Genomic DNA, 6,370 nt, shown 5'->3' with positions numbered 1-6,370 from the left:
TGGGGTTGATGATGCTGATTCATGCGGTGGCTCTGTGAACCCGCATATACGTTCTTTTCGTCAAAACTGATTGTTGACACAACAACCCAGGGCCTATACGTATGGAGCAAAGCAGAATACGGGAAAAGCGGTCTCTCTTCATTAGGACAATCTGGAGGGTCTGCAGCGGGCTTCCTTGCCTAAAATTCATCCTTGATATTATACAAGACCTTAGACTACCTCATTACGTTTAGAATACACCGAGCACCTCCTTATCCACCGAGATCCTAGAGGCCTCAGCTAAACTTGCCTTGCTTATCAGCTACTCTAACCCCTCACGTTTCCCATTGAGGGATTTTCAATATATCACTTCAGCTTTCCTTCACAAATATAAACTGCCCTATCAGAAAGCAACTAAAAATCAGCGAACACTGAATTGCCAAAAAAGACATAAATATTAAAAGATTAGAATTTTCAAGTTTTAATGAAAGGAATGAGAATATAAAATTTCTGCATAGAAAACCAGAAATCGCTCACATTGTTTACAAGCAATTTCGTAAAAATATATTTACAGTATTGTTTTAAATAATTGGAATATTTAATCGTCAACATACAAAGAAGGATGGTCTTATCACATCCGTAATGGAATGGAAATAATAAAGAACTTTTTTCAAAAAGAATGAATTTTGAATAAACATCAATTAAATGCATAAAATTTAATTGAATTTTTATTGTTCAAGAAGGCGAATTAGTTTTAATTTTTGCACGACTTCGTGCCGCCTGCATATAAAATTGATACTCAAGATTACCACGCTGAATTGACAACAAATTCTCTAATAAATTCTTTTGTTTCTTGGTTATATTTTTAAAATTAGCGGGCTTAATCGCTGTTAATTGAACAACAGCGGAATCGCCATTATTTAAAAAAGTAGTTGTCATAGAATGATCTTTTTTTAATGGAATTGAAAAAGCGATTTTCATTATAACTGCGGAAATAAATTTATATTTATCTTAACTTCCTTTTCATTTCTCCAAAATAAATGATTAGCTTTAAAAATATTTTCGACTGATTGTCCATCATGTATTTCATTTTCAATTTCTCCTGCTAAAAGGCTCGATTTTGCTTGAGCTAATTGTGTTTTCAATTGGTGTTCAATTTGTAAAGAAACGGTTTTTAAAGGAAGCAAATGACTGGGTTGATGTTCTTTTACTCTTAAAATTACTAAACTACCGTCTTTTAATTTAATTAAATCACTATTATTTCCGTCTTCTAAAACATCGTCGCTAAACGCTGCTGCCACTATTTTTGGATTGGCGGCAATTCCTTCTTTTTCTCCTTCACGGCTAAAAAGCGGCGTGATTTTTATTTTCAAATTTAATTGGTTGGCGGCCGGCTCCAAGGAGGTAGGGTTTGTGTAAGTAATTGTAGATAATTGATCGCTTTTTTTAGTCAGCAAGATATTTATTTTTTGTTGTAATAAAATTTGTTTAATCTGATCCTTAATTTGGTTAAAAGATTTTTCTTCTCTATTTTTTTCGTAATATTTTTTAATCTCGTAATCGCTCATAGAAACTTGCTGACGAATCATTCTAGGAGATAAAAGCAAATAAGCAATACTAAGTTTCTCGGATATCTTAAACGATTCACGATGTTTCTGATAGAAACTAGCGATTATTTCTGGTGTAACTTTACTCTCCTTCAAAAAGCGGGCGCTCGAAATAATCATATAACTAAAATCACGGGTCTGATTGATTAATTCATAACTTTTTTTATTTCATTAACTAATACAAAGGCACTGCCGGTGATTCCTTTTTCAACCTGTTGAATCAAAAAATACCTGAAGGAATTTCGCTACAAATTGAGCGCTCGTTAATGAACTTTCATAGAGAAATTGTTGAAAGCGTTGCAGGAAAAATTTCCCATTTTCTTGGAAAGCGGGTAACACGGTAATAATTTGATTGATCTGAGCGGGACTGATATTGAACCCCATTTTTTCAGCTGAGTCCAATAACACATGATTCATAATCAAATTTTGTAAGGCCTGTTCTTTGAGCGCCTCGGCTTTTGCGCCAACAAGCGTCTGCCCCCTTTGAAGGGTATAAACCCGTTGCAACCGCTGAAAAACAGCGTTTAATTCATTCTCTGAAATTTTTTCGCTATTAACTTTAGCAACCGTCTTATTCTTCCCCCCTTCTGATTGCAAGTAATACTGGACACCCCAAAGAACAAAGGAAAGAGAGACAACTGCCAGAATAAGACTAGCAATCCACCCTTTGACGCGTTCATAAACATTTTAAAGCATACACTAACTCGCTCAAACAAAAAAATCTGGTAATCCATTGATTTAATTTTATTTTTTGAGAAAATTATATACTAGCGGGTCAGGAGGGAGCAAGCAATTTGTTTGTCTATTTCTTACAATTGCAACGTTATCTGCTCCGGAGAGAATCATGCTTCGCCTTTTTAGCAGGATTCTCCTCAGATTGGTTTGATGAAGATGAAAATCAAAAGGGGGTGGTGGTTGAAAAAATTGACTACGGCTACTAGCTTCAGAGATCAAACGAGTCAGCTCCTGCGCATTTTTTATTTCTCCTTCTAACCCCGAAGAAACGCACTGCCTTCATCTTTATCCAATACTTCTAGTAAGCTTTTTCCTTTGATAACCATTCAGCCTCCTCAAACGAAAGTCGCTCAAAAATATCATTTGCAAGACCGTACTTAACAAACAAAAAAGAACGATTATCTGGATTTTCCTTCAAAAAGTTAGCAAAGATATTTAGAATAAGGAAGTTTGTCGCTTAGGGATCCAAGAAATTGACGATAAGCATCCTTTTGAGAACATTCTTTCCAGCCAGACTGCCATCGTTGCATGATTCCCACTTTAACTGCACTCTTACTTTTAACTAAAAACAAGAAGAAATCATAATTATTACAAATTAATAAAGACTTGTCTGAAAGTCTGTGAAATCACGGAGAAATAAGGGAAGCATAACCTCACAACCACAAGGAGCCAAAGATTGATTCTGCTGTAGAGGTAAATAATAATAAAGAAAAAAATGCAGCGGACCAGCCTGTTGAGCCTTCATTTTTAAAAGAGTATAGTAACCCTCCCTGAGGATCAAAAAATAGCTTTACACCTACATCATCTTTCATTAACCAATAAATTATATACCCATCAACCCATTTATTCTGCAAGCTATGTTCAATCAACAGATCCCAAAATATGATGTTATTCCTTTTAATAATATTTTTTTATTAACTCTTTGAAATATTTATATTAATTAGTAGGAGAGTTTGTGCACTTGCACTCTGACATAACCAAAATAACGACGAATGTTCGACATCTTCTAAAAAAACGGATTGCCATTTTCTTTGGGTTTTGGGAAGAAGAAAAAAAATAGAGATAATTCCTCTTGTACCGATTTGTTGGTAAACGCACATTGTTGACACAAAACTTGGAAAGGTGAATTAGTGGGTCATCTCTTCGTAGAGGGCCTAAAAATGGTCGATCATGACCTTCCCAATTTTCTCTCTTCACCTTCTTTTTTGCTTTAGCTATCTGTAGGCAAAAGTAAGGTAGCAACTCCTTCTGGCTAAATAATATTTTCCTGCTATCGGCGTTTGCACATGCGTAATGTATAAAACTTATCCCGTGACTTCCTTGACTGCACTTAAAAAGAATGCTCAATTCTTTCCAGTCAATGCTATTATCGTCATTGATAATTTTTCTTTTAAGCAATCGTAGCATTTCAGACGTATTATTTTCGAAAAAATTGCTGTTGAGCAGTGGAAAATGCGTTCTCCAATATGCTAATAAAGCGAGGCACTGAGGAACGATGGTCAATTTGCATGAAATAATCAAAAATCATCCGCTGTATTTCTTCAAGCAGCTTTATTTTTCCAAATGCATCAACCCTCAAACCAACAAACACCTCTCTACCCTCTTCGATTTTCAATAATCGTAATAAAATATTTTCACCCATGTTATAGAACTATATTTTCTGCTCCAAGATAGAATAAAAAGTAAAAGAAGCGGTTAGGCTTTTGAAATAAAGAATTTAATACCGTATTCACCGTTTCCGAACCATTATCTATCCACCACAACAAGCTCCTTTTCAGATTAAAAAAAGGTTTTTGCCTTCGGAGGTTGTACAAAGATAGCTAAAAAATATTTCTTGCTCATTCTTACTAAATGGAATGTCTTCTATCTTTTTTTGTACCCCCTTCTTATTTATTTGGAAAATAAACGCGACCCATTCCAAATCTTTTTCGGACTTACAAAGAGTCATCCAGCGGGGTATTTCGAGAACATCTAATTTTATTGTGCTCCAAAGATATGCTCGCATCCTTATGACCGGTGGTTGTTTTAGTTCCTGTCTATTTTCGGGAACAAACTGCTGTTCGTAGAAGAATGCCATAATAAATCCCTCATCTCCTCGTCGGTGCATAAGCGTTCTAAACTAGTCTTAATCCGCGTTTCATTCGCAATAAAAAGAACTACTTGGGAGGGATTCAAAAATCTCATTAGGGGTGAAAAGTAACTTCCTTATCCTAGTCGTCTCCTCTGGATCAAACACAGAACCATACCCAGGGCTGGCCGACAGAGCTTTCCAAATTATATCCTTATTAAATGACGCCTGAGCATTTCCTTGAATTGAGCACATTGCTTTAAAGAGGTAACTGAGTAATTCTTCTCCGATTTTTTCCCCAGCGGGAAATTAAAGCGACCACAGCAACAGAGGGAGGGAATCAATTTGACAGGTAAAATTAACTAATTGATCCTCAAAATCCAGCTTCAGCCGCCAATCCGGCTTAACTAACCTTGCGATGATATCATCGCGTTGTTGAGTCAGCTAGTGCTGGACAATAACTAAACTATTAGGATGGTTATTGAGAAGTGATTGAACTTCTTTCAAAATGGTCTGTACTGGGGGTTGGAAACGAGATGGAAAAATAACGGCTAGCATCCCTTCGAAAGTTTTAGAAATATTTTTACCAGGAATAGGCTGCGCTAAATAGGTCGAGATGAGGATTGTGCAGCTCGTGCAATAATGGTTTGTATTTTAGGGTCTTTTTTCTGGAAGAACACTGATTAGAAAGGCTAAGCATGAGTTAAAAAAGAATAAACAAACAAAGTAAGGAGGTATTAACCAATTGGATGGGTCTTGTTGCCGATCTAAGACAGCCAAATGGAAGGCGGTAAATCGCTCATAAAGCAAGGGATAAACCATTTTACAACCGTACTCCATAAGGCCCGCGGATACAGCCATTATCTTCAAAATTCTATTACAAACATAAGGAATTATTGTGTAAATTTCATCAGACAAAAAACGACCACTGATTTTTCAGTGCTGCTATGCAATAACTGACGTTTCATCAATATTTCTAGACTGATAACGCTTCCTAATAAAGCGGTCGGACGGGCATTTAATTTCCCGACGCCCTCTTTTACTGCCTGTAGAAAGTTTTTAACGGGGTCACTCTTGAGATTTCCCTGACCTAACTGGGATAAATTAAACAGGGAGCGCTCCAATGATATTGTAAAGTTCAACCGCTGCCGGATATTCTTTTCCGGTTCCTCATCAAGATAAAGAATCCATCGCATCTACTTCAAGATTACGATGGAGACCACTAAAAAAATCCAATCCTTCATTGTAAAGCTAATCAAAGTGCAACAATAAGTGATTTTTTCGCGGATCTGCCCAAGTATTTTTAATTTTTTTTCTTAAACCTCTAACTCGTTTAAAGTTAACAAATATTGATTAGCATCAAATCCCTCCAGGCTGGAGATTCCTGGTAACCGTAAGTATTGGGACTATAAATCGCTTCTAAGAAGCTTACCTTTGCACCTTCTTCTTTTCCTTTTTTCTTTTTGCTCTATCGACGATGAAAGAACAGTCACTAATATTTGGTTCAAGGGAAAAGGACTATAAGCAATTAATGAACTCTCTTCATTAAATATTCAATGAACTTCCTCACAAAGTAGGTACAAAAAATATTGCTTCTAAATGAACAAAAATTGTACGAAAAGTCAAGAACGCATGCAAAGGAAAAGAGGTCATGTCTTTACCATATCATTATCCACAATCACAGCCACTTTAAACTTGCTGATTCCGCTCAGGAGTCCAGGCCCCGCGCTTTTAGCGCACAGAGCGAACGTAGTGCGCTGTGCTCCACCGCCTGTGGGAGACGATAAGGGAGTGTTTGGGGGATATGACGGGTTTAAGTTTTTAGCATTTGTGAGGAATGTGATAGGGGGCCCCAGACCTGATAATCATCTAGCTCCCTCCTAAAGAGTGTATAAAATAGCTTTTGTAAAAAAACAACATTCAAAAGGAGAAAGCGATGAAACTATATGGCGAAAATGATTTGCCTTCAACCAATAACTAC

At 36.5% G+C, this 6,370-nt stretch carries 4 protein-coding genes and 1 pseudogene; all 5 read right to left on the bottom strand.

Annotated elements, in window-relative coordinates; translation table 11 throughout:
* Positions 1–714: 714 nt before the first annotated feature.
* Positions 715–2,246 (bottom strand): annotated as a pseudogene (locus tag FIV31_RS06970) (SurA N-terminal domain-containing protein).
* A gap of 728 nt (positions 2,247–2,974) precedes the next feature.
* Positions 2,975–3,190 (bottom strand): hypothetical protein, encoded by a 216-nt coding sequence (locus FIV31_RS06965; RefSeq protein ID WP_280124269.1) that lies wholly within the window; start codon positions 3,188–3,190, stop codon positions 2,975–2,977.
* A 548-nt stretch (positions 3,191–3,738) separates the two neighbouring features.
* Positions 3,739–3,963 carry a hypothetical protein gene (locus FIV31_RS06960; RefSeq protein ID WP_280124268.1) on the bottom strand — a complete coding sequence of 75 codons (225 nt, stop codon included), beginning with the start codon at positions 3,961–3,963 and terminating at the stop codon, positions 3,739–3,741.
* 132 nt (positions 3,964–4,095) lie between these two features.
* Positions 4,096–4,398 carry a hypothetical protein gene (locus FIV31_RS06955; RefSeq protein WP_280124267.1) on the bottom strand — a complete coding sequence of 101 codons (303 nt, stop codon included), beginning with the start codon at positions 4,396–4,398 and terminating at the stop codon, positions 4,096–4,098.
* An 884-nt stretch (positions 4,399–5,282) separates the two neighbouring features.
* Entirely contained in the window at positions 5,283–5,585 is a 303-nt protein-coding gene (locus tag FIV31_RS06950; protein ID WP_280124266.1) for a hypothetical protein, read from the bottom strand.
* Between the last annotated feature and the right edge of the window lie 785 nt (positions 5,586–6,370).

Origin of the sequence: Coxiella endosymbiont of Ornithodoros amblus (assembly GCF_019425495.1) — a bacterium.
In the GTDB taxonomy this organism is placed as follows: Bacteria; Pseudomonadota; Gammaproteobacteria; order Coxiellales; family Coxiellaceae; genus Coxiella.
This window is presented reverse-complemented; position numbering and strand designations above follow the sequence as displayed.

Bases quoted from the DNA above. Each gene is read 5' to 3' on its own strand.
- FIV31_RS06960 (WP_280124268.1), bottom strand. From the start codon at position 3,963: ATGGGTGAAAATATTTTATTACGATTATTGAAAATCGAAGAGGGTAGA.
- FIV31_RS06955 (WP_280124267.1), bottom strand. From the start codon at position 4,398: ATGGCATTCTTCTACGAACAGCAGTTTGTTCCCGAAAATAGACAGGAA.
- FIV31_RS06950 (WP_280124266.1), bottom strand. From the start codon at position 5,585: ATGCGATGGATTCTTTATCTTGATGAGGAACCGGAAAAGAATATCCGG.